The sequence below is a fragment of the Colwellia sp. 5_MG-2023 genome (genome assembly GCF_030547795.1).
Taxonomy (GTDB): domain Bacteria; phylum Pseudomonadota; class Gammaproteobacteria; order Enterobacterales; family Alteromonadaceae; genus Colwellia.
This window is the reverse complement of record NZ_JAUOPW010000003.1, coordinates 123,226-146,447: the sequence shown is the minus strand read 5'-3', so window position 1 is coordinate 146,447 and position 23,222 is coordinate 123,226. Positions and strand designations below refer to the sequence as shown.

The 23,222-nt window shown below is 36.5% G+C and carries 20 protein-coding genes; 15 read left to right on the top strand and 5 right to left on the bottom strand.

What is annotated here, in order from left to right; all coding sequences use genetic code 11:
* The first annotated feature begins 21 nt into the window (after positions 1–21).
* The 6 genes from dusA (at position 22) to Q4496_RS03750 (ending at position 4,372) form a co-directional block, all read left to right on the top strand.
* Positions 22–1,005, top strand: a complete 984-nt coding sequence (dusA, locus tag Q4496_RS03775; protein ID WP_303609965.1) for a tRNA dihydrouridine(20/20a) synthase DusA — start codon at positions 22–24, stop codon at positions 1,003–1,005.
* A 518-nt stretch (positions 1,006–1,523) separates the two neighbouring features.
* Complete coding sequence (locus Q4496_RS03770) at positions 1,524–1,859, top strand: hypothetical protein (protein ID WP_303609964.1); 336 nt, start codon at positions 1,524–1,526, stop codon at positions 1,857–1,859.
* A 13-nt stretch (positions 1,860–1,872) separates the two neighbouring features.
* Positions 1,873–2,547, top strand: coding sequence for a phage shock protein PspA (gene pspA, locus Q4496_RS03765; protein WP_303609963.1), 675 nt, complete (start codon positions 1,873–1,875; stop codon positions 2,545–2,547).
* A gap of 124 nt (positions 2,548–2,671) precedes the next feature.
* Positions 2,672–2,902 (top strand): PspC domain-containing protein, encoded by a 231-nt coding sequence (locus Q4496_RS03760; protein WP_215972162.1) that lies wholly within the window; start codon positions 2,672–2,674, stop codon positions 2,900–2,902.
* A 37-nt stretch (positions 2,903–2,939) separates the two neighbouring features.
* Complete coding sequence (locus Q4496_RS03755; RefSeq protein WP_303609962.1) at positions 2,940–3,290, top strand: hypothetical protein; 351 nt, start codon at positions 2,940–2,942, stop codon at positions 3,288–3,290.
* Positions 3,291–3,325: 35 nt separating this feature from the next.
* Positions 3,326–4,372: a lipopolysaccharide assembly protein LapB gene (locus Q4496_RS03750; protein ID WP_303609961.1), complete on the top strand. Its 1,047-nt coding sequence runs from the start codon at positions 3,326–3,328 to the stop codon at positions 4,370–4,372.
* On the opposite strand, the gene Q4496_RS03745 is transcribed toward Q4496_RS03750, so the two are convergent.
* The gene (locus Q4496_RS03745; protein WP_303602087.1) at positions 4,365–5,102 is read right to left on the bottom strand and encodes an enoyl-CoA hydratase-related protein; all 738 of its coding nucleotides are present in this window, start codon (positions 5,100–5,102) and stop codon (positions 4,365–4,367) included. The two genes, Q4496_RS03750 and Q4496_RS03745, sit on opposite strands and share 8 nt — an antisense overlap.
* Positions 5,103–5,169: 67 nt before the next feature.
* On the opposite strand from Q4496_RS03745, the gene Q4496_RS03740 reads away from it, so the two are divergent.
* From Q4496_RS03740 to Q4496_RS03715, 6 genes are all read left to right on the top strand, one after another.
* On the top strand, positions 5,170–5,676 hold the full coding sequence (locus Q4496_RS03740; protein ID WP_215972158.1) for a copper chaperone PCu(A)C: 507 nt from the start codon (positions 5,170–5,172) through the stop codon (positions 5,674–5,676).
* Between the two features lie 9 nt (positions 5,677–5,685).
* Positions 5,686–6,687 carry a DUF2333 family protein gene (locus Q4496_RS03735; RefSeq protein WP_215972157.1) on the top strand — a complete coding sequence of 334 codons (1,002 nt, stop codon included), beginning with the start codon at positions 5,686–5,688 and terminating at the stop codon, positions 6,685–6,687.
* 5 nt (positions 6,688–6,692) lie between these two features.
* Entirely contained in the window at positions 6,693–7,469 is a 777-nt protein-coding gene (locus Q4496_RS03730) for a TIGR04219 family outer membrane beta-barrel protein (protein ID WP_215972156.1), read from the top strand.
* Between the two features lie 168 nt (positions 7,470–7,637).
* A complete protein-coding gene (locus Q4496_RS03725; protein ID WP_303609960.1) occupies positions 7,638–9,476 on the top strand; it encodes an assimilatory sulfite reductase (NADPH) flavoprotein subunit in 1,839 nt (612 codons plus the stop codon).
* Complete coding sequence (gene cysI, locus Q4496_RS03720) at positions 9,476–11,224, top strand: assimilatory sulfite reductase (NADPH) hemoprotein subunit (RefSeq protein ID WP_303609959.1); 1,749 nt, start codon at positions 9,476–9,478, stop codon at positions 11,222–11,224. The genes Q4496_RS03725 and cysI overlap by 1 nt, the downstream gene beginning before the upstream one ends.
* Positions 11,217–11,951: a phosphoadenylyl-sulfate reductase gene (locus Q4496_RS03715; RefSeq protein WP_303609958.1), complete on the top strand. Its 735-nt coding sequence runs from the start codon at positions 11,217–11,219 to the stop codon at positions 11,949–11,951. The genes cysI and Q4496_RS03715 overlap by 8 nt, the downstream gene beginning before the upstream one ends.
* Before the next feature lie 6 nt (positions 11,952–11,957).
* Here Q4496_RS03715 and Q4496_RS03710 read toward each other — a convergent pair whose 3' ends face one another.
* Positions 11,958–12,851: a TIGR03899 family protein gene (locus Q4496_RS03710; protein ID WP_303602104.1), complete on the bottom strand. Its 894-nt coding sequence runs from the start codon at positions 12,849–12,851 to the stop codon at positions 11,958–11,960.
* 484 nt (positions 12,852–13,335) lie between these two features.
* Here Q4496_RS03710 and Q4496_RS03705 point away from each other — a divergent pair, with 484 nt between their 5' ends.
* Complete coding sequence (locus Q4496_RS03705) at positions 13,336–15,561, top strand: EAL domain-containing protein (protein ID WP_215972152.1); 2,226 nt, start codon at positions 13,336–13,338, stop codon at positions 15,559–15,561.
* Between the two features lie 127 nt (positions 15,562–15,688).
* On the opposite strand, the gene Q4496_RS03700 is transcribed toward Q4496_RS03705, so the two are convergent.
* Positions 15,689–16,879: an MFS transporter gene (locus tag Q4496_RS03700; RefSeq protein ID WP_252727391.1), complete on the bottom strand. Its 1,191-nt coding sequence runs from the start codon at positions 16,877–16,879 to the stop codon at positions 15,689–15,691.
* Positions 16,880–17,200: 321 nt separating this feature from the next.
* Between Q4496_RS03700 and fadB the strand changes: the two genes are divergently transcribed.
* On the top strand, positions 17,201–19,372 hold the full coding sequence (fadB, locus tag Q4496_RS03695) for a fatty acid oxidation complex subunit alpha FadB (protein WP_215972151.1): 2,172 nt from the start codon (positions 17,201–17,203) through the stop codon (positions 19,370–19,372).
* A 15-nt stretch (positions 19,373–19,387) separates the two neighbouring features.
* Positions 19,388–20,548, top strand: a complete 1,161-nt coding sequence (gene fadA / locus Q4496_RS03690; protein WP_215972150.1) for an acetyl-CoA C-acyltransferase FadA — start codon at positions 19,388–19,390, stop codon at positions 20,546–20,548.
* 263 nt (positions 20,549–20,811) lie between these two features.
* On the opposite strand, the gene Q4496_RS03685 is transcribed toward fadA, so the two are convergent.
* On the bottom strand, positions 20,812–21,732 hold the full coding sequence (locus tag Q4496_RS03685) for a manganese-dependent inorganic pyrophosphatase (protein WP_215972149.1): 921 nt from the start codon (positions 21,730–21,732) through the stop codon (positions 20,812–20,814).
* 353 nt (positions 21,733–22,085) lie between these two features.
* Positions 22,086–23,054, bottom strand: coding sequence for a class 1 fructose-bisphosphatase (locus tag Q4496_RS03680; RefSeq protein ID WP_215972148.1), 969 nt, complete (start codon positions 23,052–23,054; stop codon positions 22,086–22,088).
* Between the last annotated feature and the right edge of the window lie 168 nt (positions 23,055–23,222).

Below are 23,222 nucleotides of genomic sequence, written 5' to 3'. Positions count from 1 at the left end.
TTCTTCTGAGAGTAAAGTAATATGTTAGATCACAAGCTATCTGTAGCACCCATGCTCGATTGGACTGATCGTCATTGTCGTTATTTTTATCGTGTTTTGTCGGCACATACCGTGCTTTATACTGAAATGGTGACCACTGGGGCTATTTTACATGGTCGAGGTGATTATCTTTCTTATAACGAGGCAGAGCATCCATTGGTGCTGCAATTAGGTGGCAGTAACGTTAAAGATATGACGGAATGCGCTAAAATCGCAGAGCAGTATGGTTACGATGAAATTAACATTAATGTTGGTTGTCCGTCTGACCGCGTACAAAATGGACGCTTCGGTGCTTGTTTAATGGCTGAGCCGACGCTTGTGGGGGATTGTGTTAACGAAATGCAGAATGCGACTAATATCCCTGTTACTGTAAAGTCACGAATTGGCATTGATGACTTAGATTCTTATGAGTTTTTACATACTTTTATTGATGAAGTGGCGAAAGCCGATTGTAATCACTTTATTATACACGCAAGAAAAGCATGGCTAACGGGATTAAGTCCTAAGCAGAATCGTGATGTTCCACCTTTAGATTACGAGCGTGTTTATCAAATTAAACAAGACTTCCCTAATTTAAATATTTCAATTAACGGTGGTATTAAATCGTTAACTGAAACCAAAGAACACTTACAACATGTTGATGGCGTAATGATAGGGCGCGAAATATATAGTAGTCCTTATCTCTTGTCTGAGGTTGATCAGCAAATTTACGGGGTTGATAAACCAATTATTTCTCGTGAGCAAGTTATCAATGCTATGGCTGATTATATCGATACATACATTAGCATAACGCCTGAACATGGTAGTAATAGAGCATGGCATGTATTACGACATATGTTAGGAATGTGTAATGGTTTAGCGGGCGCTCGACAGTTCCGTCGTGATTTAAGTGACTGTTCTAGCAATGCCAATGCTAACGGTGATAGTTTGAAACAGGCATTTGCTAAAGTTGTGCTACCTGAGTAAACCGATAATTTATTTATGCTCTACTGATCACTCACTTTGATCAGTAGGGTGAAGTTTTCCCCATTATTATACTTGTCCGTATTTTCTGTATACCTACAATCTCTTACCTTTCTTAAAATCTTTTTACTTCATCAGTTTTAAAAGCACTTACTTCTCTGGCTTAACATTCACTTGTCTTGTCGTAATAGTTGATCTTTTTACGGCTAAAAATCATCGTGGAAATTATTGGATTAATTATTAGGTAAGTCGTTGGTCAATTTAACTAACGATGAGGTCAATTTAACTATTTTTTAGTTTGACATATTATGTCGCGATCTTCACTGGATTGTAGCGATTTTTATTTATTTCTTTTAAATCAGTAGTTTGTTGTTTTTTTATCATTTGGCACGGCACTTGTAATAGTTAATACATGAATACAACCTGGCAGTAATTAAAAATACAGTTAGGTCTTAATAACATTATTTAACCTGAACTAGGTTTACTTAACAATTACACAAAACATAAGAAGGAATTTCGACATGAAACATTTTAACCGTAGCGCTATTACCGTTGCTTTATTAATTACTTTAGGCGCAGCTTTTAGCGTAAATGCAAGTGCAACAGACTCGGCTAGTATCGAAAAGTCATTAAGTGAAATGGTAATGGTACAAGGACAAAAGGTGATGAGCGATCTAACCGTGCAATTACAAGAATCTATCATGGAGGAAGTTAATCGCCTTAGCGTAAGTTTTTCTTTTGATGAATCAATTGAAAAATCTATCGCTTGGTTAACAGAAGAAGAAAGCACTAAAGATGAACAGCCGGTAAGCCAGCTAGAAAATGTTTCAACAACTGATATTAATATACTGAAATAGTAGGAGAGAAGTCATGGGATTATTTACACGTTTTACCGATATTGTTAACGCTAATTTAAATAGTATGCTTGATAAAGCTGAGCATCCTGAAAAAATGATTCGCTTAATTATTCAAGAAATGGAAGAGACTTTAGTTGAAGTGCGCGCAACGGCAGCAAAAAATATTGCTGAACAAAAAACGCATAAACGTAGAGTAAAATTTGCAGAAGACAGTGTGGAACAGTGGCAAAGTAAAGCTGAATTGGCTATTGCAAAAGATAGAGAAGATCTTGCTAAGTCAGCATTGGCACAAAAGCATAAGTATCAAAATGAACTTAATTCCCTTCAGCAAGAAAGTGATGCATTCGCTGAGTTTTCAATAAAAGTACAAGAAGATGCTGCACGTTTACAAGAAAAACTATCAGAAGCACGACGTCGTCAAGAAGCATTTACGCTACGTCAAGAGTCAGTACATGTTCGATTAAAGGTTCGTGAAAACGCTGCAATTTATAATATTGATGAAGCTATGAGTAAATTCGAACGTTATCAGCAAAAGATAGATAGAGCCGAAGCGCAAGTAGAAGCTTATGATTTAATGGCAGCAAGTAAAGAAGGGCAAAGTTTAGATGCTCAATTTGCTGACATGGAGAAAGAAGAAGCGATCACTCAAGAACTTGCAAAAATCAAACAAAAATTATCAGCTGCTTAGTCGTTATAAGAGTAGCGACTAAGCTAAAAAATAAATAGCTATAGGGCAGTTGGAATCGGTAAAGTTGTTATAGGTTGACACTAATTGCCCTGTATAACAAATCAAATAATAAAGGAATAAACGCATGAAGTATGAAAGAGAGTTCTCAAACAATCAAAACATAGATGACACGTTGACTAAAGATAGTGTTCATAAAAAAGTATCAGGTGTGTGTGCTGGTATTGCAAAGCATTATGATTTTCCTCGTATTGCTGTGCGTATAGCGACTCTTGGGGCACTGATCTTATTTCCTTTTGCAACTGGTGTTGCCTATGTCGTTGCAAGTGTTCTGTTACCTGAAAGCAAATATAGATAACGTTTGCGTTTTCTAGAGCATAAAAAGAGGATACACAATGACATTTTTTAAATCGTTATTATTAGCAATATTCGCAACCTTATTTTTAACCTATGTGTTAGGTGTGAGTTTTTTAGAGCTACTTGATATTAATGTGTACATGGATGGCGAACTAATTGAGCCATTAAAAGCAATAGGAGTTTCAGCTGTGGCTACCGTTATTTTAGTGTTAATTGCGTTAGCAATAGTGTTAAGTGTGTTTGGTTCATTGATTTTTGCTGGTCTTTTAATTGTAGGTTCGTTAATTATGGTCGCGGTAGGTGTTTTTTGGCCGATTCTACTTATTGCTACAATTATATGGTTAATGACTAGAAATCATTCAGGAAAACAATATACTAAGGCTCAATAAAAAGTTTAAAAAGCATTTTCACACAAGGAATAATCATGCAACAACGGAAAAAACGTTTACCTATGTTAAAGAGCCTAGTACTCACTACCTTAGTTTTAGGTATTAATTTTTCGTTATTCGCGAGTGATAATAGTGAACAGGGTGTAATAGAAGCACTTGAAGCAGGAAAAATTGTCGTAGCAAAAGAGCGTTTTTCTAATTTAACAAAAGTAGAAAAAAATACGATATCAGGAAAAATTTTACATAGCCGAATACTCTTTCGAGAAGATAACACAGAAGATTCCTATGAATTGTTAGAAGCATTAAGTGAAGACAATAAAGATAATGCTGAGGTTTATTATTATTTTGGTCGTAGCGCGATTGTGATGGCGCAAAAAGTTAGTATTTTTTCTAAATTAAGCTATGCAAGTGAAGCATTAGAGTCATGGGAGCATGCTTTAAGTTTAAATCCTGAGCATATTGAAACATTAGAGGGGCTTATTGGCTTTCACTTAGGTGCGCCAAGCATTGCTGGTGGTGATATTGAAAAAGGCTTAGCTTATGCAAAAACATTGCTAACCCTAGACTCTGAAAAGGGCTATGCAAATTTAGCGAAAGTTTACTGGCAACAAGGCAAAAGTGATTTAGCTGAAAAAGCTATTGCGGATGGTTTAGCTATTACCCCTAATAGTGTTGAAATTTATTTTACTCAGGGTAGTGTTTATAGTGGGCAAGCTAAAGAAAATAGTATGCTGTGGAAAGAGGCACGTGTAGCACTGAATAAGGCATTAGAATATGCTGAATCAGCACAAGAAAAACAACATGTTTTGTATCAGTTAGGTAAGATTGCGGTTAATTCAGGCGAAGAAATTCAAGCGGGTATCATCGCTTTAGAGCAGATGTTTGCTTTGCAGGCTGATCAATATCAGCAATGGGGAAGATATCGTTTAGCTCAACTTTACTTGAATAATAATCAACCTGACAAAGCTAAAGATGTTATTGCAAAAGTGGAATATCAAGATGATGATGAGCTAGAAGAGCAAGTTAAATCTTTAGCAAAAAAAATTAAGAAAGCAGTTAAGAAGCAAGCCAAGGTTAGTTAAAGAATTTTCCTAAAATAGCCTTGCATTCAGGTGTGTTAACTAAGCGTGAGAATTCTTGACCTTCGTTTTCTATGACTTGTGATAATTGCGATTGACTCGCTTGGCGAATAAGTTTTCTGCTTGTCATTACTGCATCGCTTGGCAGGTTTGCGATGGTATTTGCAATTTTTTCACTTATTGATAATAGCTCGTCAGGTGAACAAATTTGATTAGCTATACCATATTCTAATGCTTGCTCAGCTGAAAAAGTGTTACCAAGTACCATTAATTCAAAGGCACGATTTTGACCAATTAATCGTGTTAATAAGAAGCTAGAACCGGCTTCTGGGCATAAACCTAACTGTGTAAAAGGGAGTTTGAATTTGGCGTTATTTGCTGCAATAACCATGTCGCAATGTAGTAGTAATGTTGTGCCAATGCCAACAGCATCACCTGCTACTGCGGCAATAATTGGTTTATTAAACTCACTGAGGGTTTTGACAAAATCGAGGGCTACAAGCGCATCACCTTTAGCGTTCTCAATAAAGTCTTGTAGATCATTGCCGGCACAAAAGCATTTTTCATTGCCGCGAATTAAAATGCAGTTGATTTTCTCACTCTTTTTAGCATAGTCAAAGTGTTGGCAAAGCTCTTGATACATTACCTTATTTAGAGCGTTTTTTTTCTCAAAACGATTTAAAATAATAATAAATACACCATTGTTTTCTTTGGTTATAATGAAGTCAGTCATTTTGTTACTTTGCTAAGAGTGATAAAGTTAAACCTTAAGGGTTATCAAAAAGGATGTATAGCATCAAATGAAAAATATTTATTTATTTTGTTTATTACTAGTCTGTGGTTTGATGAGCTTTTTAAGTGCGGCGAACCTTATACCAGAAGATAAAAATTCAACCCTAGTGGTTGAACAGGCATATATACGTGCCACCATCCCTGGAACTTCAATATCATCATCTTATATGGAAATTGAAAATCAAAGCGACAGCACGGTTTCTCTATTAAGTGTTAGCAGTGATATTTCACCTCGTATTGAAATACATCAGCATATTATGACTGATGGTATGATGCGTATGCGTAAACTTGATTCACTTGCTATTGAGTCAAAAGCACGAGTGAAGTTACAACCCTCTGGTTTGCATTTGATGATTTTTGATGTTGCAACACCGTTAAACCCCAAGGAACAGGTTGAGTTAACATTACATTTTTCTAATAATGTATCTGTGACTATGGAAGTACCTGTTTATAGTCCTGTTCAAGAAAAAGCAGCACAAAAAACAATGTTAAAAATGCATAAGCATCATCATTAGGAGTAAAAAATGAAAACAAATTTTTCAGCTAAAAACGTTGGCTATATAACAGCGGGTATTTTCTTACTTTTTTATTTTATTGGTGTGTATTGGAGTTTCAGTGTTGAATCTTTTGATGTTAAAGAAGAAGTAACGATATCGGCAAAGGCAGATAATGTAGTACCTGTTGTTGGTTATACCACCACCACCACGTTGATTAAGGTAGCGACCAGTATTTTAGATAAACCCGGTGGTTATATCTCTAACGATGCATTACCACCAGGCTTATTTCTAGATAATATGCCAGCATGGGAATTTGGTGTATTAGAAATGGTGCGCGATATGGCATTGGTGCTGCGTAAAGATTTTAGTCGCTCGCAATCACAGTCTTTGGAAAACATTCATATTCAAAAAGCGCAACCTCAATTTAATATTGATAATAAAAGTTGGGCGATGCCAAGTGCAGAGTCAGAATATAGAAAAGCAATTGAAAGTTTACACCTATATAGAAATGCATTAGTTGGTTTGAGTAAAATTAAAGATGACCATGCTCAGTTTTATGCGCGTGCTGATAATCTAACCTCATATTTAGACGAAGTTCAAAAACGCTTAGGTAGCTACTCTCAAAGACTAAGCGCGAGTGTTGGCAAAGAAAAAATTAATACTGACCTAGCGGGTGATAATGAAGCAAGACAATCGAGCTATGAAAGCAATCACTCGCAAGTAAGAACCAGTTGGTGGAAACTTGATGATGTTTTTTATGAGTCGCGTGGTGCTGCATGGGCATTACTTCACTTTTTAAAAGCAATAGAAATTGATTTTGAAAGTGTGCTAAAAAATAAAAATGCAACGATTAGCCTGCAACAAATTATTCGTGAATTAGAAGCTAGTCAGCAAACTCTTTGGAGTCCTATGGTTTTAAATGGCGATGGCTTTGGTGTGCTTGCTAACCACTCTTTAGTTATGGCTAATTATATTTCGCGTGCCAATGCAGCATTAATTGATTTAAATGAACTACTAAGAAAAGGGTAATAAGAATGAAAAAAGCAACCATAGCAACCTGTTTGGCGACAGTGCTTTGTGCTACTAGTGTAAAAGCGGATACATTATTAGGGCTTTATATCGGTGGTCAAGTATGGGTAAGCCAAGCTGAAGGTTCATTTGGTGAGGGAGATACAGAGCAGGCGGCTGCTCAGTTTAAAGATCAAAATCAAGGAAGTTACTTTGTTGCGCTTGAACACCCAATTCCTTTAATTCCTAATATTAAATTGGTATCAACCACCCTTGATACATTAGGTGATGCCAATTTTAGTGGCAGCTTTGAATTTGACAATGTTGTTTATGATGGCAATACAAATTTAGCGACGACGTTTGATGCTAGCTATATTGATTATACTTTTTACTACGAAGTATTTGATAATGACCTGTTAACTTTTGATTTTGGTCTTACAGTTCGTGATTTAGATAGTCAGATTAATATTGTTGGTGATGTTACAGCCAATGGCGTGACTACGCCAACAAATAGCCAACTTTCAGTGTCTGGTATTTTACCTTTATTTTATGTTAAAACGATTGTTGGTTTACCTTTTACTGGCTTTAATGTGTTTGCTGAAGGCAATTTTGTTTCATATGACAGCAGTAGTGTACATGATTATCAAGTAGGTATTAGTTATTCAGTACTTGATAATCTTGCAATCGATTTTGATGTAACTTTAGGCTATCGTAACGTTCAATTAGACTTAAATGATATAGACGATTTATATTCTAATTTAACTTTTGATGGTGTATTTGCAGGTGCAATAATTCACTTCTAGTAATAAATAAAGGCACTTAATGATGTAGAGCCTGACTTAGTTTCAGGTTCTATTAACTTTTACTATTCTTATATTCTTTTTTGGAATAATAAACGTCTATCTATTCTTTTTAGTTTTATTTGTTTTTGACTATCATTTACTCATATATTGTTATGGGTGAATATTCTTATGCCACAAGAGCAGCAAAATTCAAATACAGTATCAAGTTCACTTGATGCGAATCAACTTGTTTTACTACAACAAGCTACATCTGGTTATTCGTCATTACAACTTGCTTGGGCAAGTGGTTATTTAGCTGCAAAAAGTGAGCAAGGTGCAAACGCACAGATTTCACCGGTAGCGCCATTGGCTGCTGTTGCCGCGAAAACCTTAACTATTTTATATGCTTCACAAACTGGTAATGCTAAAGGTGTGGCGAGTAAACTTGCCGCTAGCGCTAAAGCAGCCGGCATTTCTGTGGTATTAAAAAATACTGCTGACTATAAAGCTAAGTCATCATTAAAAAATGAAACTCACCTATTAATTGTTGCCAGTACGAATGGTGAAGGTGAAGCACCTGACGACGCTATTGAATTCCATGAATTTTTATTAGGTAAAAAAGCACCTAAATTACCTAACTTAAGCTATAGCGTATTAGCGTTAGGTGATAGCAGTTACGAATTTTTCTGTCAAACAGGTAAAGATTTCGACGAACGTTTACAGGCTCTCGGTGCTAAGCAACTTGCTCCTCGTGTCGATTGTGATGTTGATTACGATAGTGATTGTGAAGCTTGGACTTCAAGCATTATTGAATCATTAAAAGACGAGTTTACTCAACCAGCTACAACGACTACTGCAAGTCTTGGTGGCTTTGATAACTTGCCAACAGCGGGGGCTGCAAGTCAATACTCTAAACAAAACCCATTAGCGGCAGAGTTTTCATTAAGTCAAAAAATTACTGGCCGCGACTCAGCTAAAGATGTCCGTCACATAGAAATTGACTTAGGCGAATCTGGCTTAACTTATCAAGTAGGTGATGCGTTAGGTGTATGGTTTGAAAATGATGAAGCACTTGTTGATAACTTATTGAGTGAACTTAGTTTCTCAGGCGATGAGAAAGTGTCGCTAAAAGTATCAGGTGAAGTACAAGAGTTTACCTTAAAGAATGCCTTAATCAGTCAATTAGAAATTACACAAACAGCGCCTGCGTTTATTGAATTTTGGGCTCTACAGTCTAAAGACGCTAAGTTAACAGAAGTTGCAAGCGATAAAAATTCAGCGCGTGAATTTGCCGGCGAACATCAAATTATTGATGTAGTGAAAATAGCTAAGGCGGATGTTGATGCACAAACCTTTGTTGATGCATTACGTAAAATTACGCCACGTTTATATTCTATCGCCTCAGCACAAGCTGAAGTTGAAGCAGAAGTTCATTTAACTGTTGGTGTCGTTAATTTTGATGCTAATGGTGAAAGTCGTACTGGTGGTGCTTCAGGCTTCTTAGCGAATCGTTTAGAAGAAGGCCAAAAAGTACGTGTTTTTGTTGAGCATAATGACAACTTCCGTTTACCAGAGTCTGATGACACGCCAGTAATTATGATTGGCCCAGGTACAGGTGTCGCACCATTTAGAGCTTTCATGCAGGCGCGTGAAGCGCGTGATGCTACGGGCGATAACTGGATGTTCTTTGGTGATCAAACATTCACACAAGACTTCTTATATCAAGTTGAATGGCAGAACTATTTAAAATCTGGCTTACTTACACGTATGGATGTTGCTTTTTCTCGTGACCAAGCAGAAAAAATCTACGTACAAGATAGATTAAAAGAACAAGCTAGCGATGTTTTTGCTTGGTTAGAGCGTGGTGCACATTTATATATTTGTGGCGATGCTAACCGTATGGCGAAAGATGTTCATCAAACCTTGATAGAAATTATTGCAGAGCATGGCAAATTAAGCACAGAACAAGCCGAAGATTACTTAAAATCACTTAGATCTAATAAGCGTTACCAGAAGGATGTTTACTAATGAGCAACGATTTCACAAAAGTTGAAAACCCTGTACTAATTGTTGAAGGTAAGCAGGCTGATAACGAACGCTTAAAAGCGGAAAGCGATTACCTTAGAGGTACAATTGTAGAAGATCTACAAGATAGAATTACTGGTGGCTTTACTAGCGATAACTTCCAGTTGATACGTACTCATGGAATGTATCAACAAGACGACCGTGATATTCGTGCTGAGCGTCAGAAACAAAAGTTAGAGCCATTACATAATGTTATGCTTCGTGCGCGTTTACCTGGCGGTATTATCAAGCCAAGCCAATGGTTAGCGATTGATAAATTTGCTGATGACTACACTTCATACGGCAGTATTCGTTTAACTACACGTCAAACGTTTCAGTTTCACGGAGTATTAAAGCCAAACATTAAGTTAATGCATCAAACATTAAATAGTGTCGGTTTAGATTCAATTGCAACGGCTGGTGATGTTAACCGTAACGTGCTTTGTACATCTAACCCGGTTGAGTCTTCATTACACCAAGAAGCGTATGAATGGGCAACAAAGATCAGTGAACATTTGTTACCAAAAACGCGTGCTTATGCTGAAATTTGGTTGGATGAAGAGCGTGTTGAAACTACTGAAGATGAAGAAATAGAGCCTATTTTAGGTAGTAATTACTTACCACGTAAATTTAAAACAACGGTTGTAATTCCACCAAATAACGATATTGATGTTCATGCCAATGATTTGAATTTTGTCGCTATTAGTGAAAATGGTGAGTTGATTGGTTTCAACGTACTTGTTGGTGGTGGCTTAGCCATGACTCATGGTGATAATGCGACTTATCCACGTTGTGCTGATGATTTTGGTTTTATCCCAAAAGAGCACACGTTAGCGATTGCAGCTGCTGTTGTGACTACGCAACGTGACTGGGGTAACCGTGTTAACCGCAAAAATGCTAAAACTAAATACACGTTAGATCGTGTTGGTGTTGATACATTTAAAGCTGAAGTTGAACGAAGGGCGGGTGTTAAGTTCTCAGATTCACGTTCATATGAATTTACTCACCGTGGTGATAACTTTGGCTGGGTTGAAGGCATTGATGGTAAACATCATTTAACCTTATTTATTGAGAATGGACGTATTCTTGATTTTGAAGGTACGAATGTTAAAGCATTAAAAACAGGTATGCGTGAAATAGCACAAATACATAAAGGTGATTTCCGTTTAACTGCAAACCAAAACCTTATTGTTGCCGGTGTAGATGCAGCGGATAAAGCAATTATTGAACAGTTAGCACGTGATCATGGCCTAATTAATGATGGTGTTTCTAAGCAACGTAAAAGCTCTATGGCATGTGTTGCCTTTCCAACGTGTCCATTAGCGATGGCTGAAGCAGAGCGTTATTTACCTGGTTTAGTAGATGATGTGGAAAAAATTCTGACTAAAAATGGTTTGCAAGACGATAGCATTATTTTACGTGTTACGGGTTGTCCAAATGGCTGTGGACGAGCGATGCTTGCTGAAATTGGTCTTGTTGGTAAAGGTCCAGGTAAATACAACATGTATTTAGGCAGTGATTTAGCAGGTTCTCGTGTACCTAAGCTTTATAAAGAGAACGTTGATGAAGCCGGTGTATTAAGTGAAATCGATGACCTCAGTGCTCGTTGGGCTGCTGAGCGTAACGAAGGTGAAGCTTTTGGTGACTTCGTTATTCGTGCCGGAATTGTTGAGCAAGTAATCGTTAGTTTTAGAGATTTTCATCATGCTTAAAACAGCAGTAGCCACCGAACTTGAGTTTCCTGATCCAGCATTAGCTCAGTGGAACATTGCACTTGAAAAACAAACAGCGCAAGAACGTGCTGAATGGGCAATGCAAAACTTGCCAGGTGCATTTGTGTTATCATCAAGCTTTGGTATTCAATCGGCAGTTATGTTGCATTTATTAACGCAGGTGGATAGCAATATTCCTGTATTAATAACTGATACAGGACATTTATTTCCAGAAACGTATCAATTTATTGAGCAGTTAACTGAGCGCTTAAACTTAAACTTGAAAGTGTATCAAGCGAAAGAAAGTGCTGCGTGGCAAATGGCTAAATATGGCGAAGAATGGGCATCGACGGATGCAGCGTTGAAAGCTTATAATCGTCGTAATAAAGTTGAACCACTAGAGCGTGGTTTAACTGAGCTAAATGCACAAACGTGGTTTTCAGGTGTTCGACGTCAACAATCAGAACATCGTCAAGGTTTAGGTGTTGTCGGTACATTACGTGGTCGTTATAAAGTGCATCCAATCATTGATTGGAGCAATAAAGACGTTCATCAGTACTTAACTAAGCATAACTTACCGTATCATCCATTATGGGATCAAGGTTATGTGTCGGTAGGTGATGTCCATAGTACAAGACCATTAACCTTAGGTATGACTGAAGAAGAGACACGCTTTGGTGGTGGACAACGTGAATGTGGTTTACATACCGACGGTGACGGAATTTAAGTAAGATTAACTACTACTCACTACGTTAAAGTGGTGGGTTAGTTGTTGTTTTAATATAGAAAAAAATTCTTTGTTTGGTTTATCAATAATTAAGTTTGCTAGTTCGGCACCAATAGCTGTGAATTTATAAAACTGCAAGGCAATATTATTCTTCTTACTGCTTAGCGTGAGCGGCTCGCCATTATAATAAAAATTAAGTACTTCGCCACTTTTCATCATGCTTGATTCACTTTCTTGTTTAAAAATTAACTTGTTATCCGCTAAAGATAATATATCAGCATAATTTAAACCAAAATGACTTAAATTTATGTACTGCTGCCTTTCCTGATTAAAAAAATTGAATAGTCCTGGTTGTTGATAAGAGCCGGAAATAATACGAATATTTTTCTTACTATTATCTTTTACCGCTAAAGAACAAGCTTTTGCTAATAATTTAGCGTCTACAATACTCATATCTCGAAAAACTTTTAATGCTTTCAGTGAATATAAGCCTGGGCGAGCTAATTCTCCAGCAAGTATCTTGGCCCATAAATCTTGCATTGTGGCGTTACTAATATTTTCAGCTAAGCTAATGTATTGATTAAACCAATCTAAATCGGGTCTTTTATCTATTGGTTTATTTGCACAAAATGCAAAAGTTTTTACCATGATCTCTTCAATATTTTCTTGTTTTCGCAGGCTTGCTAATCTTTGACGCTTAGTACTACGATCTTGAAGTGGCATTTGTTTTTCAGGGGGGAGTAAAGGGGCTTCTACACCGAATAATTGAGTTATTTTAAAAAACTGTTTATGTGCTGGTGTTTCAATGCTATTACCAATTGTAGTTTCTTCAATCGGCAAGTTGCGTTGATTATCTTCAGTTTGTTCAATGACAACAACATCTGATGTATCTGGTTTCAAGTTAATACTCCATACTAAAAAATATTTTAGTAATATCAATATAAGTGTAGGTTTTACCGTTATTTATTGATATAAAATAATATATGACCATGCATATAGCGATATAAATATAATTTTATTGTATGGGTTTATTGAAATTTGTCAAAATGACTTTTATTATATAATTTAGTGCTAGATTTGTATTTATTAACTATCTGAAAAATAAGTTAATAATTTCTGTATTATCTTAACGACTTTATTATTAATTTGTCACAATAGATAGGTTTTTAACAACTAACGTTACGTGAAACCTATTAAAATATGTGCAACAAAAAGGAATATTTAGCTAAACTAACATTGTTCGAATGAAAAAAACGAAAGAATGCTTCAAAAAAGTAGCAATAAGGTATAGTTCAGTTATAGTTATAGAATACCTAAGTACAATGATAAATAATTGATAGAAATTTAATTTTAATTAGCCACAAGCTAATTGCTTAAGGACAATATGCACGCATCAGACAACTCACAAGACGACTTTCTATTTATCGATGATAGTGATGAAGAAGAGGTTTTAGAAGGCACTGGTGATGAAGTCTGGCAGGTTCTGATTGTTGATGACGATCCTGAGATTCATTCAGTTACTCAATTAGCCTTATCAGATTTAATAGTGCTAGGCCGACGTTTAGAGTATTTTCATGCTTATTCCGGTCAGGATGCCTGTCAAGTTATTGAAAGTAACCCCGACATCGTTTTGGTATTACTTGATGTAGTCATGGAAACTGATAGTGCTGGTTTAGCGGTTGTTAAATATATTCGTGAATCACTAAACCGCCAAGATATACGTATTGTTTTAAGAACAGGCCAACCAGGTTACGCACCTGAAGAAAGTGTTATTAAAGAATATGATATAAATGATTACAAAACCAAAACAGAGTTAACACGGCGTAAGCTGGTTACTACTGTTTATGCCGCTATTCGTTCTTATCAACAAATAGCAACGGTTACAGAAGGTAGTCTAGGCTTAGAGAAAATCGTGTCAGGCTCTTCTAGCCTTCTTGAGTTACATTCTATAGTAGAATATGCGCAAGGCACGTTAAAGCAATTAACTCAGCTGATAAATCAAGATGTTCAAGGTCTATTTTGTGCTAGAGGGCAGGGTATAATAGACAATACCGATGACTTAAGTCTTTATATTATCGCGCAGCAAGATTTTTCTTCCTCTTTACCTAATCAAAAATTAGCGACTCTGGATAACGAACAAATTAATCAACATATACAAATGTGTTATATGCAAAAAGAGCATCTATACTTTAATGATTCTCTTTGTTTATATATTGCCAGAGGTGGATGTCGTGCTGTTGCCTATTTAACCTTAACGGAACCACTTAGAGATATTCAAAGACAATTATTAGAAGTATTTGTAACAGGTGTTTCTATAGGTTATGAAAATGTACATTTGTTTCAAAAGCTTAAAAGTGCAGCGTATAAAGATTGGCTAACTAATTTACCGAATAGGTTAGAATTTGTTCGTATGCTGGAGACTTTTAGTAAAGATGCACCTAATGATTATGTTGCTGCACTTATTGATTTAAATCATTTTAGCGATGTTAATGACGCTTTAGGGCAGAATATAGGTAACCAATTACTATCTGCGGTATCTCAGCGACTGCAAAGTTTATGCAGTAACTGTCAAGTTGCTCGTGTGGGCGCCGATGTATTCGGTATTATTGGCTCTCAAACAATGGTAACGCCTGATGCTTTATTGGCGTTATTTGAACACCCATTCACTGCTGGTGAGCAAAAACTGCCGATAAATGCCTGTTTTGGTTTCTGTACAAAAGAACATGCCAGTAGTAGTGGGGTAAAAGTACTTAATCAAATTAATATTGCTTTAAATCTGGCAAAGAAAAAACGTGAAACACATTTTGCTTATTATAATCCTGAGTTAGAAGATGAAACGCAATGGCGTTTAAATATGATTAGACAACTGCGAAATGATTTTTCAGAGGGACGTCTTGAATTATGGTATCAACCACAATTATCATTAAGCTCAGGTAAAGTTATTGGTGCTGAGGCCTTGCTTCGCTGGCGCACAATTGATGGTAACTTTATTTCTCCCGCAGTTTTTATTCCATTAGCGGAATACTCAGGTTTGATTGTTGAAATTGGTGAGTGGGTTATTAATCAAGCTTGTTCGCAAATTAAACTGCTAGAAGAAGAAAAATTCAACAATATTACTATCTCTGTAAATGTGTCTATACCTCAATTCAGGTGTTGTAATTTTGTGGATATCGTTCTAAATGCAACGCAAAAACATCAAATACTGCCTTGTAAACTAGAGTTAGAAATTACCGAAAATATCTTAATGGATGATCCTGAAGTAGTCATTGATGCACTAGTTAAATTGAAAGGGCAAGGCATTAGTATTGCACTTGATGATTTTGGTACTGGTTTCTCGTCAATGAGTTATTTACAAAAGCTTCCTTTAGATCGTCTTAAAGTCGATCGTGCTTTTATACGTGATATAGCCCAAAAAGATCAGTCGGTAATTGCTGAAACAATTATCGATTTAGGTAAAAAGATGAACTTAAAGGTAATTGCGGAAGGGATAGAAGAAATTGAGCAGCAAGAAAGATTAATTGAATTAGGTTGTGATGAAGTACAAGGTTTTTATTACGCCAAGCCAATGCCTTCTGATGAATTTTTAACGTTTCTTAAAAGCCATACTTAACCATTAAACTGATATTACAGTTAGTTTAAATATCAGGTTCCATATGAATTAAAACGCAAAGTTAGTAGCCCTAAATAATGCGACTATTAACTTTACCTAATAATTCAAGACTCTTCATTTTTTGTCATTACTTTACCTGAGCGTTACTCGCTATACGTATTTCATTCCCTTGTGCTGGTTCGTCTGGAATTAGCATAGCTAAGCATAAAGAGCATAGTGCAAATCCAGCCCCTATATAGAATACCCACGTAGGTTGTACAATCCATAATATTCCTAACAACGCAGGAATTACAACAGCTGCAATATGGTTAATAGAAAAACTTACCCCTGCGGTTGCTGCAATATCTTCGGGTTGCGCAATTTTTTGAAAATAGGTTTTTATTGCGATAGCAAGTGCAAAGAACAAATGATCGATAACATATAGTGCTGCTGCAAGGTTAGGGTCTTCTACTAAGCCATAGCAGATAAATACAATAGCTAAACCAATGTATTCAAATCGTAGTATAGAGCGTTCGCCAATTTTTCCAATTAATTTCCCTATTTTTGCGGCAAATAACCAATTAAATACATAATTAATAAGAAATAAAGCGCTGATATCTGCAACACTATAATGAAATTTTTCTACCATTAAAAAGCCAGCAAAAACAACGAAAATTTGTCGGCGGGCTCCACTGAAAAAAGTGAGAGCATAAAATAGCCAATAGCGTTTTCTGATGACAATTTTTTTTGTTTGCTCTACTTTTGCTTCAAAGTGTCTAAAGGATAACACCAGTATTAATGTGAATAATAAGCCCATACCGCCAAATAAGGTATAGGTTAGTTGATAAGACCAGTTAAAGTGCTCCATTAATAGCCAGATACTCGAAAAAGCGAGCAGCGAAGCGATTGCTTTCATAGATAACATTTTACCGAGGAAGTGTGCCGCTTTATCTTTATCGATCCATTGCAAAGTTAATGATTGGCTCAAGGTTTCATAATAATGAAAACCAACTGACATCAATATAGTTGTAATATATAGGCCTGCGACACTCGGGAAAAAACCGGTTAACAATACCCCTAAGCTAGTTATAGCTAAAGCAATTAATGCGAGTCGCTGCTCCTTAATAAAGAGTAATACATAAATTGCTGTAAAAGCTAAGAAGCCAGGTATTTCACGCAAGCTGTGTAATATACCAATTTCGACACCAGTAAAATTTGCTTTTTCTATTACAAAATTATTGAGTAGTACCATCCATACAGAAAAGACTAGCGGCATGGTAAAAGCCATCGCTAATAATAAGTGCTCAGGTTGATTAAAGCGTTTAAAAAAACTGATCATAAATGAATTTTACCGTTGGATAGTAAAGAGCTTAGCCATACTCTACGTCAATTGCTAATCAGAAACAAATTTTCTATCTGATAGCTGTACCTTATATCTTTATATAAAAAACAGCAGCTTAAGCTTATTAAAATAAAATTAATACAAACGATTAAAACAATCGTTTAAATAAATTTGCTATTCATTATATTTCAAGGCACACTCAGTCAGCTATTATTAGTTATCTATACTTTTTGGTATGAGAAAATTGACTAAAAAATATAGAACAACATCAATAATCATCAATACATCAACACCACTTTTAGGTGAAGGAGACAAAGCATGATATATCAAGGCAAGAGCCTTTCAGCCCAGTTACTAGAAGACGGCATTGTAGAACTTAAGTTCGATGCTCAAGGATCAGTAAACAAATTTGATCAAGCAACCTTTGAAGAATATAAGGCTGTTGTGGCGGCAATTAATAATTGTAGTGATGCAAAAGGCGTGATGGTTACGTCTGGAAAATCAACCTTTATTGTTGGTGCCGATATCACTGAATTTTTAAGTTCATTTAATCAACCAGAAGAACAATTAGTTTCTTGGGCTAAAAATGCTTCAGATGTTTTCGATTCATTTGAAGATATTCAGTTACCTACTATTGCAGCCATTAATGGTATTGCTTTAGGTGGTGGTTGTGAAATGACTTTAGTATGTGATTATCGTGTTGCTGATACTAATACTAGTATAGGACTTCCTGAAGTGAAGTTAGGCTTAATGCCAGGTTTTGGTGGTACTGTTAGATTACCTCGTATAATTGGTTTCGATAATGCAGCAACATGGATGTCTACAGGTAAAGCATTTAAAGCGTCAGCGGCTCTTTCACAAGGACTTGTTGATGCGGTTGTTAAACCAGAAAGTTTACGCTCAGCTGCTATTAGCATGCTTAAACTTGCTATTGCAGGAAAATTAGATTGGCGTGCAAAACGTCAGATTAAATTAGAGCCATTAACGTTATCTCAAACAGAAATGATCATGTCTTCAACTACGTGTAAAGGCATGATTGCAGCAAAAGCAGGTAAGCATTATCCAGCACCAATGGTGATGATTAATACATTAATTGCGGCTGCAGGTTTAGATCGTGCTGGTGCTATGGCGGTAGAAAATGCAGGGTTTGCTAAATTAGCAAAAACTGACGAAGCGACTGCGCAAATTGGTTTGTTTATGGCAGACCAAGTTATTAAAGGTAAAGCCAAAAAAGCAAGTAAGCTAGCGACCAAGTCTGTGAGTAAAGCTGCTGTATTGGGTGCTGGTATTATGGGTGGTGGTATTGCTTACCAATCTGCTTACAAAGGCACACCTATCATTATGAAAGATATTAATGATCAAGCGCTAGACCTAGGTTTAAAAACGGCGACAGGCATCTTAACGAAACAAGTTGAACGTGGACGTATGGATGCTAAGAAAATGGCAGGCGTACTTAATAACATTACACCTTCTCTTAGTTATGACAGCGTTAAAGATGTTGATATTGTTGTCGAAGCGGTTGTTGAAAACCCTAAAATTAAAGGTATGGTTTTAGCAGAGGTTGAATCGGTAATCAGTGAAGATGCTATTCTTACATCTAATACGTCTACTATTTCAATTGACTTATTAGCACAAAGTATAAAACGTCCTGCAAACTTTTGTGGTATGCACTTTTTTAACCCAGTAAACAAAATGCCATTAGTAGAAGTGATTCGCGGTAAAGATACTTCTGATGAAACGGTTGCTGCTGTTGTTGCTTATGCTGCTAAAATGGGTAAATCACCAATTGTTGTTAATGACTGCCCTGGTTTTTATGTAAACCGTGTTTTATTCCCTTACTTTGCTGGCTTTAGTCAATTAGTACTTGAAGGTGCAGACTTTACTGCGGTTGATAAAGTGATGGAAAAAGAATTTGGTTGGCCTATGGGGCCAGCATATCTGCTTGATGTTGTTGGTATTGATACCGCGGATCACTGTACTGGTGTTATGTCATCTGGTTTCCCTACACGAATGACCAAAATTGATAATGATCCTGTAAGCACGTTATATGCTAATGATCGTTTAGGTCAAAAAAATGGTACCGGCTTTTATGATCATATGAAAGACAAACGTGGTCGCCCAATGAAGGTTGCTGCGCCTGTTGCTTATGAACTATTTGCTCAACACTGTGCTGCTAAAAAAGACTTCACTAGTGAAGAAATTATTGCACGTATGATGATTCCAATGGTAAATGAAGTGGTACGTTGTTTAGAAGAAGGTGTTGTTGATACTGCAGCTGAAGCTGATATGGGCTTAATTTATGGTGTAGGATTCCCACCATTTAGAGGCGGTGCGATTCGTTATCTAGAAACATTAGGTTTAAATAACTTTATTGCTATGGCTGATAAATATGCTCACTTAGGTGAAATATATCAAGTTACAGATGGTTTACGTGATATGGCTAAGTCTGGTAAATCTTACTTCACTACAGACGTTAAAACTAACGCTTAACCCGAGGAGAATAAAATGAACGAAGTTGTAATTGTAGACTGCATACGAACTCCAATGGGGCGATCTAAAGCCGGTGTTTTTCGTAATGTACGTGCTGAAGCATTATCAGCGCATTTAATGAAAGAAATTTTAAAACGTAACCCAGCATTAAATCCTGAAGATATCGAAGACGTTATCTGGGGATGTGTGAAACAAACTAAAGAGCAAGGTTTTAACATTGCACGTAATGCATCTTTACTTGCTGGTTTACCAAAATCTATTGGTGGTGTTACTGTCAATCGTTTGTGTGGTTCTTCTATGGAAGCATTGCATCAAGCAAGTACTAGCATTATGTGTGGCCAAGGTGATGTATTTTTAATTGGTGGCGTTGAACATATGGGTCACGTACCTATGATGTACGATGTTGATTTTGATCCTGCATTAAATAAGCACATCGCCTTAGCTTCTGGTAACATGGGGTTAACTGCTGAGCTTCTTGGTAAGCAACATGGTATAACGCGTGAAATGCAAGATGCATTTGGTGCTCGCTCTCATCAAAAAGCCTATGAAGCACAATTGGCTGGTCGTTGGGATAATGAAATTGTTGCAACGCAAGGTCATGACGCTTCAGGTGCGTTGACGTTAGTGGAACATGATGAAGTAATTCGTCCTGAAACTACCGCTGAAAGCTTATCTGCTTTGCGTCCAGTGTTTGATCCTGCCAATGGTACCGTAACGGCAGGCACATCTTCTGCGCTTTCTGATGGTGCTTCAGCAATGTTAGTGATGTCAGCAGCGAAAGCCAAAGCATTGGGATTAACGCCTCGTGCGAAAATTCGTGGAATGGCGGTTGCTGGTTGCGATCCATCAACCATGGGCTTTGGTCCGGTACCAGCGACGAAAAAAGCATTAAAACGTGCAGGTCTATCTATTGAAGATATTGAGTTATTTGAATTTAATGAAGCTTTTGCTGCTCAAGCACTTTCTTGTGTAAGAGCCTTAAAAGTAGAAGATCAAATGGATAAAATTAACTTGAATGGTGGTGCAATCGCATTAGGTCATCCGTTAGGTTGTTCAGGATCGCGAATTTCAGGAACCCTGATTAACTTAATGGAAGGTGAAGATGTGAGTCTTGGTTTAGCCACTATGTGTATAGGGTTAGGGCAAGGGATAGCAACTGTATTCGAAAGAGTCTAATATTTTTGTTGAAACCCTTTATTAATTGTATTGAAAGTACTCATAAATTCTTCGGGTAATAATATGAACACCCGAAGGATAACCTGAAAGGCGAAGTATCGAATGTATAGAGTAATGACTAGCGTCAACTCTGTGCTTTCGCCTGGTATAAATACTTATTACCTTTGATAATAAAGACTCAACCTTTAATGATTAGATATAAAAAAACCAGCAACTGCTGGTTTTTTTGTATTTCAAATAATTTAATTAGTTGAAATTAGCGATTAAGCAAAAACATCTTGTAAAGGTGGTACAACTTGTTTCTTACGACTGAGTACGCCGTCAAGCCATACTTTGCCATCGGTAGTTGCTTTACCAAAAGCAGCTTCGGCTAAATTTTCATTGTCACTAATAACTAGTAACTCTGAGCCTTCTTTCATTATATCTGTTAATAAAAGCATAACAGTATGGCGATTACCTTCAGCTTTAAGCTTAGCAATATCCGCTTCTAAATCAGCTTTCATATCATCAAAAATAGCTAAATCAATAACTTCTAATTGGCCAATACCAACAAGGTTATCATTCATGTTGAAATCTTTGAAATCACGTAATACAAGATCTCGTACCGGTGTTCCATCAACAGCTGATTTTACTTTAAACATTTCCATGCCTACATCTGTTGGATTGTCAATACCCGCAATTTTAGCTAAGGCTTCAACACACTTAATATCAGCGGTAGTACAAGTAGGAGATTTAAAAATAACCGTATCACTTAAAATGGCACACATCATAGCACCGGCGATATTTTTAGGAATTTCTACACCGTGAAAATCGTACATCATTTTAATAATAGTGTTAGTACAGCCTACAGGACGCACCCAAATTTCTAATGGTGTTGAAGTAGTAATGTCACCTAGTTTGTGATGATCAATAATACCTAAAATAGTAGCTTCATCAATATCATCTGGCCCTTGTGTACGTTCAGAGTGATCAACAATATATATGTTTTCACCAGCGTAACTTGTTTTAAGCTCTGGTTGTTCAAAACCGAACTTATCTAAAATAAATAAGGTTTCTGGTGTAAGCTCACCTAAACGAGCAGGAACAGTTTCCTCTCCTAAAGTCGTTTTTAAATAGGATAAAGCGATGGCTGAGCAGATAGAGTCTGAGTCAGGTATCTTGTGACCAACAACATAATTTGGCATGAAATAATCTCGGATGAAAAATAATATTAGTAATATTTTATCAAGAAAAATGTTGGCAGGATATAGTTTAACACTATTTGTGATTAAAGTTTGCTATAAGCTAAATGAGCTTGGTACACAATTTGTAATTTATGCTAGTTACTCTGTAGGTAGCTTTATAAGGCGATTTAAACTGTGTTATATATTATTTTCACGCTTAAATATTAGGTTTAATAGGTTTGTATAAGTAATATTCAGTTGGTTGATAGTCATTATTTTATCGGGGATATAACACGAGTGTTATTTTATTTTTGTAGGGAGTTGAACAAGCACACTATCATGGTGCTTGTTCAGAAGCTTAATAAGATATTTAACTATTTATAATAAGCCAAACAAGCTTCTACTTCGTTTTTAGATCCCATGATAACTTCAACACGCTGATGAATACTGGTAGGTTCAATATCCATAATTCGACCTTGACTGGTCATGGCTAAGCCGCCAGCTTGTTCAATAAGAAAAGACATTGGATTAGCTTCATACATCAAACGTAGTTTATTTGGTTGCTCAGGGTTTTTACTATCAGTAGGGTAAGTGAATAGACCTCCACGACATAATACACGGTGAATATCACCGACCATAGCGGCAATCCAACGCATGTTGAAATTTTTACCACGAGGCCCCGTGTCACCGTCAATTAAGTCTTTAATGTAGTTTTTCATTGGTTCTTGCCAGAATCGTTGATTCGACATATTGATAGCAAACTCTTGAGTATCAGTAGGTACTTGTACATTTCGGTGAACTAATAGGTATCCGCCATGGGTTCTATCAAGTACGTAGAAATGTGTACCTTTACCCGTTGTCATTACTAACAGCGTAGCAGGGCCATATAAAACATAACCAGCACAAACTTGATGATCGCCTGATTGTTTGAACATATCAGGATTGCTTGGGTCCATATCTTCAGGCGCTTTATGGATAGAAAAAATTGTACCAATCAGTGAATTGATATCAATATTTGAACTACCGTCTAACGGGTCAAAAGAAACAAGATATTTACCGACAGGGTTACCTGCAACAGAAGTGTCTTCTTCTTCTGATGAAATAGCTTTAACAAAACCTGATTCAAGAACAATATCTTTAAATAATTCATTGGCAACTACGTCTAATTTCTTCTGTATTTCGCCTTGAATATTTTCATCGAGTGTAGAACCCATTAAGCCGCCTAAATGAGCTTGGCTAACACGAAATGAAATTTCTTTAGTTGCAGCTAAAATAGTTTTTATCAGTGAAATAAGATCTTCAGGAACATTGTCTTGGCGTAGAGCAGGGGAGAGTCGTTGCATTGGGTTACCTTATAGCGTTAAAGTTGTATACTTTACAATGGCTATTAATGAGGGTGCATTCTTGTTAATAGCAGTCTATTTTTTGAAAGTTGATAGTAATTTTTTAATTATGTATTTTGCTTTCCTCTTGATTATAACAAGTTTAACTTTGCTTTCTAAGGTTTAAAC